Annotated in this window: 3 protein-coding genes; 2 read left to right on the top strand and 1 reads right to left on the bottom strand. The window is 61.1% G+C overall.

Features of this window, described 5'->3' with window-relative positions:
- Positions 1-41: 41 nt before the first annotated feature.
- Positions 42-896 carry an alpha/beta fold hydrolase gene (locus AC0L2Y_RS34360; protein WP_473504824.1) on the bottom strand — a complete coding sequence of 285 codons (855 nt, stop codon included), beginning with the start codon at positions 894-896 and terminating at the stop codon, positions 42-44.
- 47 nt (positions 897-943) lie between these two features.
- Here AC0L2Y_RS34360 and AC0L2Y_RS34355 point away from each other — a divergent pair, with 47 nt between their 5' ends.
- Together AC0L2Y_RS34355 and AC0L2Y_RS34350 are read left to right on the top strand one after the other, a co-directional pair.
- Positions 944-1,159 (top strand): hypothetical protein, encoded by a 216-nt coding sequence (locus AC0L2Y_RS34355; RefSeq protein WP_473482482.1) that lies wholly within the window; start codon positions 944-946, stop codon positions 1,157-1,159.
- Between the two features lie 705 nt (positions 1,160-1,864).
- Positions 1,865-2,308: a type II toxin-antitoxin system VapC family toxin gene (locus tag AC0L2Y_RS34350; RefSeq protein WP_473488842.1), complete on the top strand. Its 444-nt coding sequence runs from the start codon at positions 1,865-1,867 to the stop codon at positions 2,306-2,308.
- Positions 2,309-2,395: the final 87 nt, after the last annotated feature.

Below are 2,395 nucleotides of genomic sequence, written 5' to 3'. Positions count from 1 at the left end.
AAACAATCGTGTCAATCACGAGTGGGGGGATCGCTGCGCGTTCATCCCCCAGCTTCGGTATTCCACGCCTTGGGGAGGGCGTCCGCCGCAGTGTGCATCAGGCATGCCAGCACACGGACTGCCGCGCCAAAAAGAGCGGGACGAGGCATGAATTCGAGGTGGATGCCTGGAAACTCAACCCAGGGAACGCCAATCCGCCGCGCAATTTCGACGGATGGCCGGGCATAGAACAGCCCGCGGTCAGCTGAACCCGCGCCGAGAATTATAGGGAATTTGGCGCTGCGCAGTGCTGCCTCGTCGGGAACAAAGCGTCCCCAAGCCGCCCATTCATTCCCAAACAGGTGGTCGGCATTCCCAAGGAACCTCGCCTGGAGATCTTCCGGCCAGATATATGTGCTTTCGCTGCCCTCGCCCCGGACGGCCTGGAGGAACTCGAAGACAGTAGCTTGAGCGCCCGCTTCACGGTAGCGCGCGCCGATGCGGTCGAAAAAACCCCGCAACGGGTCCCCGTCAGCGAGCATCCCGGTGACGGGCGGCTCATGCGCGATCACGCCGCGCAGGACATCGGGGTGACGGGCTGCAATATCAAGCGCGACGATCGCTCCGGCGCTGTTTCCAAAAACCAGGGCCTTGCCGCCGGCAAGCTGGTCGATCAGCGCGCGCGCATCATCCGACTGCTGCGCGACCGTGATCGGCGTCTCAGAGCGGCCCGTACTGCGTGAGTTGCCCCGCCTGTCGTAATTTATGACTGTGAAGGCGCTGGCAAGATCCTCAGCCAGACCTGAGAAATACCCGGCGTCACCGCCGGCGCCCGAAATCAGCAGAAGATGTGGACCGTTTCCACGAACTTCATAATATATCTGAGCGTCGCCACGGTCGGCCATTCCACTGAGCATCGTTTACTCCTCAAGATTACTTCTGAGAACGAGAGAAAAAAGAAAGGTTGACAACCGGGAAGTCGAGCCCATTTTTCCGTCTCGCCCTTGCCCGCATCACCCGGTGGGACAACGCACGTCGGCCCGCCGGCATCGTGACCGGCGGCCAGGTGATCTCCCAAGACCTCGGCATCAAGCTCGAGAATGTCGGCATCAACATGCTCGGCCGCGCCAGGAAGGTGTCGATCCGTCTTCTCCTTGGTCGGGCACGTGTTTTCGAATGACGGGCGAGGCTGGGCTGGGCCCCTTGTAGCTCGCCAGGGCCTGCAGCAAATCCGTTAGAAGGTGCTGTTTCAGTCCGTCCTCTCAAAGACGGGCACACGGGTTCAACGGAAGAGATCATGCTCGTCTTGCCGGTCCGCGTGCAGTCACCCTGATTCAGTGTCGCACTTCTATGTGCAAAGCCCGTGCCAGCGCGCTCAGCGCGCAGTAAGCGCATGGATATGCTTCGAAAAACCTCCACAGTGCCCAGATGGCGGGTTGTAAGAACCTGACATTTCGCCAATGTTTGTTTTGAACTTGGCATTTTGTGTGCCGCTGTCAGGTTGTGGACACGCATCACGCGCCTCGCGGCGCCAGAACAGCGTGGCCCGCCCGCGCGGTCGCGAAGCGCCAAGACCATGAGGGCGCGTGCGGCACGCAGCCTCTGCCCGTCTTCCCGAAGCCGTTCGTTGCGCGATACCGGGCTTGGGTCGCGTGGCTCAGGGGTTTCGCCGCCAATGTTGATCGCGGAAGGGCTGGCGCAGCAGGAACGGGATCGTATCGTCCATCGCGCCAACATGGTGGCCGCGTTGCGTAGCCGCGAACCTAACGGCACGAACAAGCCGCCGTGAAGTATGAGCCAGCGCAAAAGATTCTGGCTAAGCACGGCCTGTCTTTTCAGCCAGGTCGAAAGCCGGTTCCACCGCAGGCCTATCACGAGCTCGACCATGACCTCACAGGTGGTGACGAATAATGTTCGTCGATGCATGTGCGATCGTCTCGATAATGGCGGGGAGGACACGGCCGACGCCTATGAAGCGGCGCTGCTCGATGCGGCATCGCCGCTCACATCGACACTTGCTCCCTGGGAAGCCATCATCGTCCTTTCACGGCCGGATCAGTTGAATTGCGCCTACAAAGCGGCTGAGGCGGTTGTCGTCGAATGGCTCGAAGCACGAAAGATTCGGCTCCGCGAGCCCGGTTCGCCCCGACGCGTCCTGTCCTACGCGGTCGCCGTCGCCGAACAGCACGGCATAGGAAAGCGGCGCCTCAGCAATTTCGGTCGCTTCCACTACGCCTATGCCAAGGCGATGCGCTCGCCGCTGCTCACCCTGCACCAGCTTTTAGGTCGAACAGACGTGGCAACCTTGCCGAAAGGATCCGATGACTGAGCGTCGTCGAAAAGTTGACTGAACTGCCGGAATTGACCGGGGCTCGTTGCCGAGCAGGTAAGCGAGGACATGGCCTGCCGAACGGCC

The organism is Mesorhizobium sp. WSM4830, assembly GCF_055811495.1.
This window is presented reverse-complemented; position numbering and strand designations above follow the sequence as displayed.